Here is a 14,024-nt window from a genome sequence, read left to right on the forward strand (position 1 = left end):
TGTATGAGTAATCATATCACATCATTTCATAGAATACAATTTATTTCTTTTATCTAAATCTAAAATATACATTTCGTTCTTTTAGCGGTAAATTTAAGACCATAATAAATAATAGCATTTCTTATTTGTGTAAAAAAGTCTTGAAATCCATTAAAAATTGTTCAAGCTGACCAACTCTACTTTTTTACCTTCAAACGAGTATGCTTAAACCAGAAAAGTAATAGTTTTTTGGTAAATAAATTAAAAAATCATAGAATTGTTGAAATAAATCAATGGTGTTAAAGTTGTGGGGCAAAAATTAATTAAAGGTATATTCCATATTAAAAGAAAATAATTTATCTTAAAGGACAAAATTTTTTTACCAATCTTCTTCATGTCTTCTATAAAAATAGAAAAACAAACTAACTATTTAAATTAGCTTGTTTTTCTCATTCAGTTTATTGTATAGAATGTTTTATAGAAATTCATACGGAACTTGTTATTTTTATCTTACACGTTGCAAACGAAGTGCATTTAATACAACGGACACAGAGCTAAACGCCATCGCAGCACCTGCTAACCATGGTGCTAAGAAACCTGCAGCTGCAATAGGAATACCGATTGTATTATAGCCAAACGCCCAAAAAAGATTCTGTTTAATATTACGAATGGTTTTTTTACTCATCATGATTGCATCAGCAATACTATTTAGATCACCACGCATAAGTGTAATGTCTCCTGCTTCCATGGCAATATCTGTACCTGTACCGATAGCCATGCCGATATCGGCAGTTGCTAATGCTGGGGCATCGTTAATACCATCTCCTACCATCGCTACCTTTTTCCCTTGACTTTGTAGCTTTCTTACTTCTTCTGCTTTCGTTTCTGGTAAGACTTCTGCAATGACTTTTGATATACCTACTTCTTTAGCAATGGCTTGTGCGGTTAACTGGTTATCTCCAGTCATCATAATAACTTCTAACCCCATATCATGTAGCCTTTGAATCGCTTCGTTTGATGAATCTTTTATCGTATCAGCTACAGCAAGGAGGCCTTTTGCTCTACCGTTAATAGCCACAAGCATAGCTGTTTTTCCTTCACCTTCTAATTCTTTCATTTGTTTCGAGAACCAAGAGGAGTCTATCCCATTCTCTACCATTAATCTAACTGTACCAATCAGTACATCTTTTCCTGTAACTTTCGCAGAGATACCATAACCCGGTAGCGCTTCGAAATATTCACTTTTTACTTTTTCTATATTTCTCTCCTCTAACCCTTTCACAATGGCTTCAGCAAGAGGGTGTTCAGATGACTTCTCACTCGCAGCAACAATGGAAAGGAAATGGGCCTCATTTGTTCCAGGCTCGACTATGATATCGGTTAATACAGGCTGACCATTTGTAACAGTACCTGTTTTATCAACCACAACAGTTGTAATTTCATGTGTCATCTCGAGATGCTCTCCACCTTTAAATAAAACACCCATCTCGGCTGAACGGCCAGACCCTGCCATAATTGAAGTAGGCGTCGCTAATCCTAGTGCACAAGGACAAGCAATGACGAGTACAGCAATCATTTTTTCTAACGCACTAGCTACATCACCCGGTTGCAAGAAAAGAAACCATATACAGAAGGTAACAAGGGCAATAGCTACCACAATGGGAACAAAGATGCCCGAAATCTTATCGGCTAACCGCTGAATAGGTGCTTTTGACCCTTGTGCTTGCTCGACTACTTTAATAATTTGCGCAAGCGCTGAATCTTTTCCAACCTTTGTTGCTTCAACTGTTAAATGGCCATTTTTGTTTACAGTTGCTCCTATTACTTCATCACCAGCTTTCTTATCAACTGGCACGCTTTCTCCTGTTAACATTGATTCGTCAACTGCTGAATGCCCTTCAATGATTACTGCATCTACAGGAATTCTGTCACCAGGCTTAATGATAACCATATCGCCTTGCATTACTTGCTCAACAGGGACAATGGTTTCCTTCCCTTCTTTTAATACAACGGCTTTTTTAGCCTTTAAATTCATTAATTTTTTTATTGCTTCTGATGATCTTCCTTTTGCACGTGCTTCAAATAATTTCCCTAACAAAATAAGGGTAATAATAATCGCACTCGTTTCATAATAGAGCTCAACATGATGACCATGTGTTGCATTCATCGATTGTAATGTTAGAAACAAACTATAAAAGTAAGCTGCAGAAGTACCTAATACAACAAGTACATCCATATTCGCGCTACCAGATTTCAATGATTTATATGCACCAGTATAAAATTGCCAACCGATAATAAATTGTACAGGTGTCGCCAAAATTAACTGTATCCAAGGGTTCATTAAAAAATCTGGTAGAAAAATGAATGAAGTGAATTCAAAATGCCCAACCATCGTCCAAAGTAATGGTAGAGAAAGGATAGCAGCAGCGATAAATTTCTTTTGCTGCTTTTTAATATGCTGTTCCCTCACATCATTTGCACTGGCTGTTGTTTTTAGCGAAGCGCTATACCCAATCTTATCTACCTTTGCAATAATTTCTTCAACTGAAACCTGTTCAGGATTGTATTCTACAGTACCTGTTTCTAAAGCTAAGTTCACGTTTGCCTGCGCAATACCGGACTGTTTATTTAAAACTTTTTCGATTCGCGCAGAACAAGCAGCACAAGTCATTCCTGAAATATCAAACTCAGCTTTCTCTAAAACAACTTCGTAGCCTAGATCTTTAATCTTCTGCTGAAATGCATGTTCTCCTACTATTTGAGGGTTATAGGAAATGGTTGCTATTTCAGAAGTGAGATTCACATTCGCTTCGTTTACACCATCCATTTTACTTAACCCTTTTTCGATTCGCGCAGAACAGGCAGCACAAGTCATTCCCGTAATTGGCAAATGAATTTTTTGGTGAGAATCGTCTTGATTAGACATATGCTCCTACCACACCTTTCTTTAAATACTATACCCTACTACCCTATATAAACATTTAAAATAAATCGTGCAAAGCTGCACGATTAAGATTTAACTTCATAACCTTGATCATCAATTGTTTCTTTAATTTGATCAAGCTTTACAGATGAAGCATCAAAAGCAACTTTGACTTCTTTTCTATTTAAATCTACTTTAACCGTGTCTACTCCTTTAAGTTCACCAACACTACTTTCCACCGCTTTCACACAGTGACCACAAGACATTCCTTCTACATGTAAAATTACGTTTTCCATGTTTAAAATCCTCCTATTTTTTCATTAATTTTTGAATTGTAATAAGAAATTCATCTAACACTTCTTCGTCACCTTCATTTATCCGATCAATGACACACCCTTTTAAATGACCTTCAAGTAAAATCTTAGCGACACTATTTAAGGCAGATTGTGTTGCGGATATTTGTGTAATCACATCATCACAATACGTATCTTTTTCAATTAGACCTTTAATACCTCGAATTTGTCCTTCGATACGATTCAATCGAGTGACTAAATTCTTTTTTACTTTATCTGAATGATGACTTCGTCTATCTGCATGCTCTAGGCACATTGTTTCTTCTCTTACCTGATCTTCTTCATATCCCATTGAATCGCCTCCCTTACACATATTATATTATACCCCGGTACCCTATGTAAAGTGAAAGAAATTTTAAATATGGTTCATTTCTCCACTATAAATAAAAAGGTAGGTAGCAGTATCTACCTACACTCTAACATGTTGAATTGTAATTACACTTCATTAAGGTCTGAAATATCTACTTCTGTTCTTTCTTCTAAAGGAATTCCTCTTAAATGAACAGTAACTGTTTTATCATCTTCATGTAACTTATCTATCCATACAGAAGTTCCATTGTATTGAACTTCTACATCACTCGATGATGAAAGTATTTGTTTTATCCTCTTTGTTTCCATATGATTCACCTCTCATAATTGATAAATATATTCTTTAACATTTTAGCCTTTTTATACATTTCGAAAGGAACTCATTTGTTGATGAAGGACTTCTCGACAATATACAATTAAGGTTACTAAGAGATGAAAGGTCTTAACAATGGATTGATTTTAATTTATTCATTTATATCGTGTAAGTTGAAAGGGAAAAGGCAAAATTGAATAAACAGAAAAGAGATGAGTTTTCATCTCTTTTCTACTGAAATATTTCAAAAGCTCTTCTTTTACATATTGATCTTTTCTTTTAGAGGAACGGCTGGACCAAACAGTTCAAGATGAATATGCGAATTTTCCACACCTAACATCAATAATTGTTCCTTCATATTTTCCATAAAATTGATAGGACCACATAGATAGTACTCTGCTTCCTCACTAATATGTTGCTTTAAATCCTCACTATCTAATCTGCCCTCGTCATCACTATATTTTACTAGGAAACGCCCATTTTCAATTCCTGCTATCAACGGCCTCACTTCATCTCCAAACGCATGTAAGTTTTTGTTCTTACAACTATGAAGGAAACTTACTTCTCGCTTTGTCCCTTCTAATGTATGAAGCATACTCAATAATGGTGTGGTTCCAACACCACCACTGATGAATACCACTGGTGTCTCTGCTTGGGATGATAATACAAATTCACCAGCTGGTGCACTAACATCCAAACTGTCTCCTATTTGCACATGGTCATGTAACCAGTTAGAGACTTTACCATGTTCTTCTCTTTTAACAGATATACGATACGTCTTTTCTGATGGTTTTCCTGATAAGCTATATTGACGGTTATGGTCGTATTTTTCGCCAGCTATATTTACCCGAATCGTTACATACTGGCCAGGTTGGTGGGTTGGTAAAGTAATACCATCATTTGGCTCAATATAAAAAGAAGTGATAAGATCACTTTCAGGTACCTTATTTACTACTTTAAAAGATTTAAATCCAGCCCATGCTGATGCATTGTATAGCTCTTCTTCTGTGGAAATAAAGATAGCGGCAATCACTCCATAAGCCTCTGCCCATGCCGTAATAATGTCTTCTGTTGCTGCATCACCTAGAACTTCTTTTATCGCTGCTAATAGATGTTCCCCGACGATTGGGTAGTGCTCCTTCTTAACCCCTAAGCTTCGATGCTTATGAGCAATTGTAGCAACTGCCGGCGCTAAATTTTCTAAATGTTCAATATGGTTAGCTGCTTGAAATAATACATTAGCGAGTGCTTTAGGCTGTCTTCCCTTCTCTTGATTAGCATGATTGAAAATGTTAAGTAGTTCAGGATGTTCAGCAAATAATCGTTTATAAAAATGCGTGGTGATAGCGGTTCCATGAATTTCTAATACGGGTATGGTTGATTTGATGATTTTAATCGTCTCTTGTTTTAACATTAATATCTCCACCCTTCAATTTTAAAGCAATATTTTAAATACATCTTTAAAATATACCGTTTCCAAATTTAAAGCAATATTTTAAATACATCTTTTAAAAAGTTGTCACAATTGGTTCCATAACAAGCAATATGTATAATAGAACTATTAATAGAAAAAAGGTGTGATTCATAATGCGTCTTACCAACTACACGGATTATTCATTAAGAGTTCTCATATATTTAGCAACAATTGAAAAAGACCAGCTTACAAATATTAAAGAAATTGCAGACACATATCAAATCTCTAAGAATCATCTGATGAAAGTCATCTATCAATTAGGGAAAAATCAATATGTTGAGACGATAAGAGGAAGAAATGGCGGCATTCGTTTAGCGATGTCACCTAAAGAAATTAATATTGGTGAAGTGGTCAGAAAAACCGAAGAAGATTTTCATTTAGTTGAATGCTTTGATACTAATAACAATCATTGTGTCATTTCACCTGTTTGTGGTCTAAGACATGTATTAAATAAAGCATTAAAAGCGTATTTAGAAGTACTAGATCAATATACATTAGCTGATCTAACGAAGAATCAAGCGGCATTAGCAGACTTTTTGTTTAAAAGTTAATTTTAGATAGCAATGCATTCTTTCCTACCAAGTAGGGAGATGAAATAATAAAATAGCGGACTTTAGTCCGCTATTTTTATTACAATCGAGAACCTAACGCTAAATTGAAGCGAAATTAACATTGATAGCAATTTCAATCATATTGCGTCCGAGGCACATTCGCAATTATCGGCTCACCTCCTCCACTAGCTGACTTACGCAAAAAATGAGCGAACCACTAAAAATTAGGATTCGCTCATTTCGATTACATTGCTTTCTTTCTTTTCTCCTTTTCTCTGACAGGCCAAGCTTCTACTCCTGTTAGACCAGGGATATCCTCTTGATAAAATTGTGGTTCCAAGCCCGCTTTCCGTTGCTGCATATAGTTTTTCAACAGCTTAACTACGATAGGCGATAACATCGTAATGGCGGTTAAATTGACAAGCGCCATGATACCCATTGTTAAATCTGCCATTCCCCAAACAATTTCTAAATTAGCAATTGCACCAAACATGACCATTCCTAATGCGGCTACCTTATAAGCATGATGAAATACTTTACTCTTATGAATGAAATTTAAGTTTGCTTCACCATAATAATATGATCCGATAATAGAAGTAAAAGCAAATAAAAAAATAGCAACACCGAGAAAGATTCCACCTATTGTACCAAAGTGTTCCGACATCGCAGCTTGAGTCAATTCGATACCTGTTAAGCCTGAAGCATAGCTTTCGGAGGATAAAATGATAAAAGCAGTAGCAGAACAAACCAATAAAGTATCAAATAATACCCCTAAAGCCTGAACAAAGCCTTGTTTTACTGGATGAGATACAGTCGCTGTTGCAGCTGCAATCGGATCTCCCCCCATACCTGCACCATTGGAGAATAATCCGCGCTTAATGCCATTAACAATAGCAGCAGCTATCCCTCCACCAATAGCCTGCTCAAATCCGAATGCACTTTTAAAAATAAGAGCAAACATTGCTGGTAACTCAGTAATATTTGAAGCAACTGCGAATAAAGCTAACAGAATATAACCAAAAGCCATAAACGGCACGATTAAAGAAGAAATATCTGCTATTCGCTTAATTCCTCCAAATACTACTAATCCTGTTAAGAAAACAAGAATGATACCAATATAAACAGGCTGAATCCCAAATGAGTTCTCCATTGCAACAGCTATCGTATTACTTTGTACAGCGTTGAATGTCGTACCATACGATAAGATAATCATAATGGAAAATAACACAGCCATCCAAGGACGTTTTAATTGCTTCTTGATATAATATGCTGGACCGCCTTTGAAGCCTACATTAGACTTAACCTTATAAGTTTGCGCTAACGTATTTTCGACAAATGAGCTAGCACTACCAATTACTGCAATTAACCACATCCAAAAGATTGCTCCAGGACCACCTAATACCATCGCAATAGCTACTCCGGCGATATTACCTGTACCTATTCTCGTTCCTGCACCAACAAAAAACGCTTGTAAAGGCGAAATAGTTTTTTTAGATTCTGTTGTAACGGTTTCTTTAACAAACAGTAACCTAACCATCTCACCAATATGCCTGACTTGAACAAACTTTGTTCTTATACTAAAAAACATCCCTGCAATCACTAACACAAATATAAGAACATAACCCCATAATACCTCATTACTCATATTCACAATGTTTTCAATAAACTCCATCAAATCCCCCTTTAATATAAATGAATACTTACTGTATTTATTAAAAAATTCTGTCTTTTCACCCCCTTAAGATATCTACATACCCGTTCTTACAATAAATAAACCTATATTGATAAAGTTTTTAAATAAAATAAAAAAGAGTGGTTATCAAACAACCACTCGTCTTATCCTGTTCATTCAATTACCCTTGACTTAACGGAAGCCAAAAAAATAACAGAAGAATATTATTTGTTATAAAGACTATTGTTATTAACTACTTGTAATTCTTTTGTTGTTGCTACCATTTCACTCTCACAAATTGGGCATTTTGGTGTACTTTTAAAGTTGTCTCTCACCCAAGCATTACATGTTTCTGAGGAACATTCCCAAATTTTAATCTCTTCAGTCTTCACTTCTTCCATGTTCTTTCTTCCAAATCCCATTGCCATTATCAGGCACCTCCTAAAGGTAGAACATATCATCCGAAAAAAATAAAAATCACTCGCTATGCCAAACCAGTATGGTCCTTTATAACAAGTGTGTGTGATATTTTTTACTTAACAAATATTAGTATAGCACATTTTTTTATCCGTGTCAAAACAAGGAAACTTCCACTTTAACATGTTGTCCTATAAAAAACAACCTTTATGTATGAATTATAGTGGAAAAAGTGTATAATAGAGACGCTGATTGCTTTAAAGAAAGGATGAAGACATTTGCATATTTCTAGTTATACGGTGGAAGAGATCAATGATCCAACTGGTATACTGTCTGGAGAGAGGTACGAATTCTTTTTAGATATTGATGTTGATGAAGATGATGAATTATATTCAGAACAAGGTATTCGCTTGCGCGTGTTATTTTATAAAGGTGAGGACGAAATGAAGATACTTAATTATCACTTCCAAGAGAATAATAATGAAGAGATTTTGGAATTTGGATTAGAGGAAGAAGAAGAAATATTAATCACTAAATTCTGTAGTCAACATCTCAATGCAAATGAAGAATAAATCATAAAATGCCTAGGATTAGCTCCTAGGCATTTTTATGATTATTCCTCTACTTCTTTACCTTCTTCAATGATATGATACATTAAATGGGCAAGGTGATGTATTGGACCATACACTTCTTCATCCTCTTGCTCTTCTTCGTTAAATTCTAGATCATTTAAATGCAAGGCAACAAACTGGTAAAAATCCGGCAATGAAAAACTGTAACAAGCGGTTGGCTCTTCTTCTTCGCCTTCATAATGAAGAACCATATACGACTCTTGTCCATCCTTATTAAGACCATCAAAGTAAACAAAAAAGCCAATATTCGTATCTAACTCAAACAGGTGTCTTGTTCCACCTTCTGTCATTCGATTAAAATCTTCCTCTGATAGTTTGTTTACATTCATTTCATCTACTTGATCTTCTTTATGGAATTGTACTCTAAATGATTGCATACATCTCCCTCACTTTCTCTATATGATGATAGCATAAACACCTGTATTATCCTATTATTACCTTCGTAATAAAAAAGAAACTTCTCATTTTAATTTTTACAGATATAATAGCTTAAAGGAGTGTGAAGAATATGAATATTCACGAGATCTATCAGTTGCAAAAAATTTGTGAACAACATGATGATATCATTCTTAAATTAAACTTTGATATGATAGAAAATTCCCAAACCGAAACACCTTTGTACAAGCACTCTATTGATGGTCAACTTATCGGTTTTGTTGCACTTTATCCATTCGGGTCAAAACTTGAAATATGTGGTATGGTTCATCCTAATTATCGTAGAAAAGGAATATTCTCTTCATTATTTACAGAAGCTTTGCCGATGATTGACCACTATCAAGAAGTACTAATTAATATACCAGGTCAATCACATACGGGTACTACCGTTATGTCTGCATGGAAACAACCGTATGCTTACACAGAATATCAAATGGTCTATGAAGGAGACCAACCGACAAAAAAAGAGCAGCGAAATATTCATCTCAAAATCGCAGAATTAGCAGACTCTACTTTCTGCAACCGAATCGATCAACTATGTTTTAACCTTTCAGAAGAGGATGCTAAAGCGATCAATGGTGATTTCAATTTACATAAACAAGATAATCAATTACTAGTCATTTGCGATGGCAATCAGAGAGTCGGTAAGATACGTCTTCAAATAAGGAATCATCATTTATGGATATACGGTTTCGCCATTCATCCCGATGAACAAGGTAAAGGGTTAGGAAGTGAAGTATTGCGTCAAATCATTGAACAATACGAAGGGCATTATTCCATTCACCTAGAGGTTGAGGTTCAGAATAACCGGGCACTCATGCTTTATAAAAAGTGCGGATTTAAAGAGTGTGGCAGTCAGGATTATTATCATTTCAATAAAAACCATAGATAGGCAATCACATTCGTTTCCATCTGAATGGGTTTCTATATAAATCTCTTCAAATACAGCGGTGGAGTACTAATAACCATGAATCAAAGAAAAAGATCACTCCCCAATGGAAGTGATCTTTTTTCTTTGATTGAACATTTGTATTATAGCTTTGTCACATTTACAGCTTGAGGTCCACGTTGCCCCTCTTCTATATCAAAAGACACTTCTTGTCCTTCATCTAATGTTTTAAAGCCTTCTGTTTGAATTGCAGAGAAATGTACGAATACGTCATCTCCACTTTCTTGTTCAATGAAGCCAAATCCTTTTTCTGCGTTAAACCATTTTACTTTACCTGTTGCCATTTTTTCTTTTCCTCCTAAACATTTGAAAAACTCACAGGAATAATCTCCTGCATTTCCTAATATACCACAATTTACTTTATTTTAATCAATCGCGGCCCTTATTATTTTTTACACGACGTCTTTCGCGACCTTTATAGTCACGTCCGCCCCCTTTACGATCTCTTCCACCAGATCTCGGACGATCACCAAAGCGACTGCGGTTACGTCCATCTCTATTTTTAGGTTTTTTCGAACGAAGTGGCTCTACAGCTGTAATTTTTACAGGTGTGACATCTGGATCTTTTGTTAATAATTTTAATGCTGCTGCCAATACTGTCACTGAATCTGTATCTTCTAACAATGATTCTGCAATACGCTTATACTCATCGTAGTCATTCTTATCAATCGTATTCATTAAACGATTAATTGTCACACGTTGGTTACCTGCCACAACATCTTTAAACGTTGGCACTGGTTCTTTTTTCATTTTTGTCTTTGTTACATTTTCAATAATTTTCAAGTGATCGATTTCTCGTGGAGAAACAAATGTAACAGCTAAACCTTTATTCCCAGCTCTCCCAGTACGTCCAATACGGTGCACATAGCTTTCAGGATCTTGAGGAATATCAAAGTTATAGACATGTGAAACGCCTGAAATATCTAGTCCACGTGCGGCAACATCTGTTGCTACCATAATATCGATTGTTTGATCTTTAAAACGACGAATAACTTGATCACGTTTCGCTTGTGGAATATCACCATGAATACCTTCTGCAGAATATCCACGTTTAATTAATCCTTCTACCACTTCATCTACGCGTTTTTTCGTTCTACCAAATACAATCGCAAGTTCAGGAGATTGAATATCCAATAAGCTGCATAATACATCAAATTTTTGTTTTTCATGCACTTCGATATAAGATTGTTCAATATTTTTTACTGTTAACTCTTTTGCTTTTACACGAACAATTTGTGGGTCATTCATAAACTTCTCAGCTAGAGTTTGAATACGTCTAGGCATTGTTGCTGAGAAAAGAAGCGTTTGACGTTCATGCTCAATTTCACCAAGAATTCTTTCAATATCTTCAATGAAGCCCATATTTAGCATTTCATCCGCTTCATCTAGAACAACTGATTTAATATTGTTTAGACGAATCGTTCTTCTTTCAATATGATCAATTAGACGGCCTGGTGTGGCAGCGATTATTTGCGGACGATTTTTAAGTGCGCGAATTTGTCTACCAATATCTTGACCACCATATATCGGTAAAGTTCTGATTCCTTTCACTTGTCCAATACGATTTAATTCTTCAGCCACTTGCACAGCTAGTTCCCTTGTTGGAGCAAGAACCAAACCTTGAATGCCATCTTCTTTCGTTACTTTCTCTAACATTGGGACACCAAATGCCGTTGTTTTACCAGTACCTGTTTGGGCTTGACCAATCATATCCGCACCAGCTAATGCGATTGGTAGTGATTGTGCTTGAATAGGTGTTGGCTCTTCAAAACCCATATTAGAAAGAGCTTTTTCTAGCTCTGTACTTAAACCAAAATCCGAAAATTTTACCAAGATAAATCCTCCTTGTATTTCAAACATACTTCAAAATAATCTATAGTATGAGTGTATCCAGTTTCCATTAATTTTTATCAATTTATAAGCAATAAAAGTAAAATCATTGTAACGGTATAAGAACGGTTGGGGAGTAGTTCACATAAAAAGGTGATGCATGAAAGGCCATGCATCACCGCATTATTATGCTTTTACAACGTTTGCAGCTTGAGGGCCACGGTCGCCATCAACGATTTCAAAAGTAACTTCTTGACCTTCTTCAAGAGTTTTGAAACCTTCAGATTGAATCGCACTGAAATGTACGAATACGTCTTGTCCTTCTTGAGACTCGATGAAACCAAAACCTTTTTCTGCGTTAAACCATTTTACTTTACCGTTATTCATGATAATACCTCCAAAAAATAATCACTAAAAAGTCATAATTATATAAGCTTATAGAGAAAAGTGGAATGCCTCGTACTTTAATTTTCTTATGAAGTTAAAAAGGCCGTAACTGAAAGAAATGAAGAGTACAATCGCCTACATTTCTTGCAGTTACGACCACTTATCCAAATAATATATAACGAACTTTACAGCGTATATTTTATAATACATTGTTTTATCGCTAAATGTCAATAGTTATTTCTCACTGAACCGTTTTCTCTGCGGAAGCTACAGTGTGTTTTAATAACATAGAAATCGTTACAGGGCCCACTCCACCAGGGACAGGTGTAATGGCAGATGCTTTTTCATAACAGCTATCATAATGAGCATCGCCAATATTTCCTGGGTTGTATCCCGCGTCTAACACAACAGCCCCTTCTTTTAGCCAGCTTCCTTGAATAAAATTAGGTTTCCCAACAGCTGCAACAACAATATCAGCTTTGCTTAAATGTTCACTTAAATCCTTTGTTTTAGAATGACAAGTCGTTACAGTTGCATTACGATTGAGTAGTAATGCAGAAACAGGCTTACCTAAAATAGGACTTCTTCCAACCACAACTGCATTTTTCCCTTCAACAGGAATATCATAAAAATCAATAATTTCCATAATAGCAGCAGGTGTACAAGATGGGTAAACACCAAAACCAAGTGCTGTTTGACCATAGCCAAGACTGGTGACACCATCCACATCCTTTTCGATGTCAATCGCTTCAAATGCTTTTCTTTCATCTATATGTGCAGGTACTGGATGTTGCAATAGGATCCCATGTACATTTTTATCATTATTCAAATCCTGAATCGTTTCTATGAGTGTTTCAGTAGAAATACTTGCATCTAGATGTATTCTCTTTGATAAAATACCCAGTTTTTCACAGGCGTTACCTTTCATACGTACATACGTAGCAGAAGATGGATCATCTCCCACTAAAATAGTAGCTAGGCAAGGCGTTACTCCTTGTGCCGATAATTTTAATACTCTTTCTTTTAAGTTTTCTTTTACATCTTTCGAAACTTTTTGTCCGTCTAGTATCGTTTTTTCTTCCATGTCTATTCCCTCCGAAATAAAAAAGAGATAAGGAAAACTTACCTCTGCCCAGACGACCGGCTAAACATAGACGCAGCTCCCCAGCGGTTATTTCCGCAATGTCGTCAGTTACTGCGATTTCTTCAGCTTCCTCTTTATTATAACAGAAAACACATATGTTTCAATAAAAAATACGCTTATTGTTCGCCTTTTTGAATTTACGTCATAGGCTATTTTATTACTTTACATTTGATTATTGGTTGATTATTGCATAATTTTTGTTGAGAATCAAAGGTAATGCTGAGAACTACATAAATGAAGGGAATTTATCTTAATTAACGCTACACGACTTTATCTCTATTATAAAGAATAAATCAAAAGCGAACCGCTTCAATGACGGTTCGCTGGTTATATTTGAGATTATTAAATTTCAATAAGTTCTTTACCTAAAACAACGAAAGCCCTACCTCTCTTCCATCCTTGCAACCCCGAAGCTGCGCCAGTGAGAATCAGGTTAAATCTTCATTTGTTCTTGAGAAAAGTAACTCTTTGTTGAATTGTATATTGGGGTTTAATTATTGAAGTAACCATATAAAGTTCATTTATGGGTAAATAGAAGATGATTTAAGAAGAATTTCAACTTACTTATGAAGTTGTCCACAAAATAGTTCTTAATTATAAACCTTGCTTAGCGAACTTTACTCTAAAGAGTAACTTTCACATCAAGAAAAGCCGTA

At 35.4% G+C, this 14,024-nt stretch carries 15 protein-coding genes and 1 riboswitch; of the genes, 3 read left to right on the plus strand and 12 right to left on the minus strand.

Translation table 11 applies throughout. The features are described 5' to 3' along the window. Positions 1-484 precede the first annotated feature (484 nt). The 5 genes from U9M49_RS06170 to hmpA all read right to left on the minus strand — a co-directional run bounded on the left by U9M49_RS06170 (position 485) and on the right by hmpA (position 5,291). A complete protein-coding gene (locus U9M49_RS06170) occupies positions 485-2,905 on the minus strand; it encodes a heavy metal translocating P-type ATPase (RefSeq protein WP_095372964.1) in 2,421 nt (806 codons plus the stop codon). An 83-nt stretch (positions 2,906-2,988) separates the two neighbouring features. Then, on the minus strand, positions 2,989-3,198 hold the full coding sequence (gene copZ, locus U9M49_RS06175) for a copper chaperone CopZ (RefSeq protein WP_095372963.1): 210 nt from the start codon (positions 3,196-3,198) through the stop codon (positions 2,989-2,991). A gap of 13 nt (positions 3,199-3,211) precedes the next feature. Next, a complete protein-coding gene (locus U9M49_RS06180) occupies positions 3,212-3,547 on the minus strand; it encodes a metal-sensitive transcriptional regulator (RefSeq protein ID WP_095372962.1) in 336 nt (111 codons plus the stop codon). Positions 3,548-3,690: 143 nt separating this feature from the next. Beyond that, positions 3,691-3,873 carry an H-type small acid-soluble spore protein gene (locus U9M49_RS06185; RefSeq protein ID WP_095372961.1) on the minus strand — a complete coding sequence of 61 codons (183 nt, stop codon included), beginning with the start codon at positions 3,871-3,873 and terminating at the stop codon, positions 3,691-3,693. Between the two features lie 263 nt (positions 3,874-4,136). Continuing rightward, positions 4,137-5,291 carry an NO-inducible flavohemoprotein gene (gene hmpA, locus U9M49_RS06190; RefSeq protein ID WP_095372960.1) on the minus strand — a complete coding sequence of 385 codons (1,155 nt, stop codon included), beginning with the start codon at positions 5,289-5,291 and terminating at the stop codon, positions 4,137-4,139. Between the two features lie 173 nt (positions 5,292-5,464). On the opposite strand from hmpA, the gene U9M49_RS06195 reads away from it, so the two are divergent. Next, positions 5,465-5,902 carry an Rrf2 family transcriptional regulator gene (locus U9M49_RS06195; protein ID WP_095372959.1) on the plus strand — a complete coding sequence of 146 codons (438 nt, stop codon included), beginning with the start codon at positions 5,465-5,467 and terminating at the stop codon, positions 5,900-5,902. A 244-nt stretch (positions 5,903-6,146) separates the two neighbouring features. Here U9M49_RS06195 and U9M49_RS06200 read toward each other — a convergent pair whose 3' ends face one another. Beyond that, positions 6,147-7,574, minus strand: a complete 1,428-nt coding sequence (locus tag U9M49_RS06200) for an alanine/glycine:cation symporter family protein (protein WP_322909498.1) — start codon at positions 7,572-7,574, stop codon at positions 6,147-6,149. Between the two features lie 224 nt (positions 7,575-7,798). Beyond that, on the minus strand, positions 7,799-8,002 hold the full coding sequence (locus tag U9M49_RS06205) for a cold-inducible protein YdjO-related protein (protein WP_095372957.1): 204 nt from the start codon (positions 8,000-8,002) through the stop codon (positions 7,799-7,801). Between the two features lie 267 nt (positions 8,003-8,269). Here U9M49_RS06205 and U9M49_RS06210 point away from each other — a divergent pair, with 267 nt between their 5' ends. Beyond that, a complete protein-coding gene (locus tag U9M49_RS06210) occupies positions 8,270-8,563 on the plus strand; it encodes a DUF6509 family protein (protein WP_095372956.1) in 294 nt (97 codons plus the stop codon). A 41-nt stretch (positions 8,564-8,604) separates the two neighbouring features. Here U9M49_RS06210 and U9M49_RS06215 read toward each other — a convergent pair whose 3' ends face one another. After that, positions 8,605-9,000: a cytosolic protein gene (locus U9M49_RS06215; protein ID WP_095372955.1), complete on the minus strand. Its 396-nt coding sequence runs from the start codon at positions 8,998-9,000 to the stop codon at positions 8,605-8,607. A gap of 131 nt (positions 9,001-9,131) precedes the next feature. Between U9M49_RS06215 and U9M49_RS06220 the strand changes: the two genes are divergently transcribed. Further along, a complete protein-coding gene (locus U9M49_RS06220; protein WP_095372954.1) occupies positions 9,132-9,950 on the plus strand; it encodes a GNAT family N-acetyltransferase in 819 nt (272 codons plus the stop codon). Positions 9,951-10,090: 140 nt separating this feature from the next. Here U9M49_RS06220 and U9M49_RS06225 read toward each other — a convergent pair whose 3' ends face one another. From U9M49_RS06225 to U9M49_RS06240, 4 genes are all read right to left on the minus strand, one after another. Continuing rightward, positions 10,091-10,291, minus strand: a complete 201-nt coding sequence (locus U9M49_RS06225; protein WP_095372953.1) for a cold-shock protein — start codon at positions 10,289-10,291, stop codon at positions 10,091-10,093. 85 nt (positions 10,292-10,376) lie between these two features. After that, positions 10,377-11,840, minus strand: coding sequence for a DEAD/DEAH box helicase (locus tag U9M49_RS06230; protein ID WP_095372952.1), 1,464 nt, complete (start codon positions 11,838-11,840; stop codon positions 10,377-10,379). A 183-nt stretch (positions 11,841-12,023) separates the two neighbouring features. Next, positions 12,024-12,224 carry a cold-shock protein gene (locus tag U9M49_RS06235; protein ID WP_095372951.1) on the minus strand — a complete coding sequence of 67 codons (201 nt, stop codon included), beginning with the start codon at positions 12,222-12,224 and terminating at the stop codon, positions 12,024-12,026. 241 nt (positions 12,225-12,465) lie between these two features. After that, positions 12,466-13,308, minus strand: coding sequence for a bifunctional 5,10-methylenetetrahydrofolate dehydrogenase/5,10-methenyltetrahydrofolate cyclohydrolase (locus U9M49_RS06240; protein WP_095372950.1), 843 nt, complete (start codon positions 13,306-13,308; stop codon positions 12,466-12,468). 39 nt (positions 13,309-13,347) lie between these two features. Then, positions 13,348-13,430, minus strand: a riboswitch (ZMP/ZTP riboswitch). Positions 13,431-14,024: the final 594 nt, after the last annotated feature.

The sequence above is a fragment of the Cytobacillus sp. OWB-43 genome (assembly GCF_034651445.1).
Classification (GTDB): Bacteria; Bacillota; Bacilli; order Bacillales; family Cytobacillaceae; genus Cytobacillus; species Cytobacillus kochii.

Coding starts and splice junctions, on each gene's coding strand:
- U9M49_RS06200 (WP_322909498.1), bottom strand. CDS start 7,574: ATGGAGTTTATTGAAAACATTGTGAATATGAGTAATGAGGTATTATGG.
- U9M49_RS06225 (WP_095372953.1), bottom strand. CDS start 10,291: ATGGCAACAGGTAAAGTAAAATGGTTTAACGCAGAAAAAGGATTTGGC.
- U9M49_RS06235 (WP_095372951.1), bottom strand. CDS start 12,224: ATGAATAACGGTAAAGTAAAATGGTTTAACGCAGAAAAAGGTTTTGGT.
- U9M49_RS06215 (WP_095372955.1), bottom strand. CDS start 9,000: ATGCAATCATTTAGAGTACAATTCCATAAAGAAGATCAAGTAGATGAA.
- copZ (WP_095372963.1), bottom strand. CDS start 3,198: ATGGAAAACGTAATTTTACATGTAGAAGGAATGTCTTGTGGTCACTGT.
- U9M49_RS06180 (WP_095372962.1), bottom strand. CDS start 3,547: ATGGGATATGAAGAAGATCAGGTAAGAGAAGAAACAATGTGCCTAGAG.
- U9M49_RS06205 (WP_095372957.1), bottom strand. CDS start 8,002: ATGGCAATGGGATTTGGAAGAAAGAACATGGAAGAAGTGAAGACTGAA.
- U9M49_RS06220 (WP_095372954.1), top strand. CDS start 9,132: ATGAATATTCACGAGATCTATCAGTTGCAAAAAATTTGTGAACAACAT.
- U9M49_RS06185 (WP_095372961.1), bottom strand. CDS start 3,873: ATGGAAACAAAGAGGATAAAACAAATACTTTCATCATCGAGTGATGTA.
- U9M49_RS06195 (WP_095372959.1), top strand. CDS start 5,465: ATGCGTCTTACCAACTACACGGATTATTCATTAAGAGTTCTCATATAT.
- U9M49_RS06240 (WP_095372950.1), bottom strand. CDS start 13,308: ATGGAAGAAAAAACGATACTAGACGGACAAAAAGTTTCGAAAGATGTA.
- hmpA (WP_095372960.1), bottom strand. CDS start 5,291: ATGTTAAAACAAGAGACGATTAAAATCATCAAATCAACCATACCCGTA.
- U9M49_RS06170 (WP_095372964.1), bottom strand. CDS start 2,905: ATGTCTAATCAAGACGATTCTCACCAAAAAATTCATTTGCCAATTACG.